Below are 951 nucleotides of genomic sequence, written 5' to 3'. Positions count from 1 at the left end.
CGCATGGAGCGCGACGTGCTAAAAAAAGCCATCGGCATCTTCGCGGAGATGCCCAAGTGACCTTCGCCTTCATCGAGCAGCATGCGCGGACCTGGCCGGTGCGTCTCATGTGCCGCGTGCTCGGAGTCTCACCCAGCGGCTTCTACGGATGGCGGTCACGGCCTGAGAGCGCCAGCTCGGCCTCCAACCGCCAACTCCTGGACGACGTCCGGCGCATCCATGCCGCCCATCACCGGCGCTACGGCTCCCCGCGCGTGCATGCCGCCCTGCGGGCCGAGGGCCGGTCTGTCAGCCGCGGACGGGTGGAGCGCCTCATGCGCCGGCACGGCATCCGTGCTTTGGCGGGGCGTCGGTTCCGGCCCTGTACGACCGACAGCCGGCACGATCTTCCGATCGCCCCAAACCTCCTGAAGCAGGACTTCTCGGCCGCGCGGCCAAACACGGTCTGGCTGGCCGATATTACCTACCTGCCGACCGGCGAGGGCTGGCTGTATCTGGCCGCCGTCCTCGATCTGGCCACGCGCAAGATCGTCGGCTGGTCGATGCGCGATCACATGCGCGCTGAGCTGAGCGTAGCGGCATTGATGATGGCCGCCCAGCGGCAGCGGCCGGCCGCCGGGCTCATCTGCCACTCGGATCGCGGCAGCCAGTACGCGGCCGAGGCCTATCGGAAGCAGCTCGCCGCAATGGGGGCCAGGCCGTCCATGAGTCGGACCGCCTGTTGCTACGATAACGCCCCGATGGAGAGCTTCTTCCACACACTCAAGGTCGAGCTCGTCCATCAGCGACGATGGGCGACCCGGGATGAAGCGCGGCGCGATCTGTTCGCCTACATCGAGGGCTACTACAATCGGCAACGCATCCACTCGGCACTCGGCTATCTTACGCCCGAGCAAGCCGAGAGGACCACGAAATGATCTCTCTGTGTCCGCGACACCGAGGGAGGATCAA

Annotated in this window: 1 pseudogene; it reads left to right on the top strand. The window is 66.6% G+C overall.

The window, feature by feature from the left end:
* A pseudogene (locus ACLBX8_RS31500) lies at positions 1-917 on the top strand (IS3 family transposase); the annotation flags it as partial.
* Between the last annotated feature and the right edge of the window lie 34 nt (positions 918-951).

It is taken from the genome of Methylobacterium sp. D48H (assembly GCF_053345715.1).
This window is presented reverse-complemented; position numbering and strand designations above follow the sequence as displayed.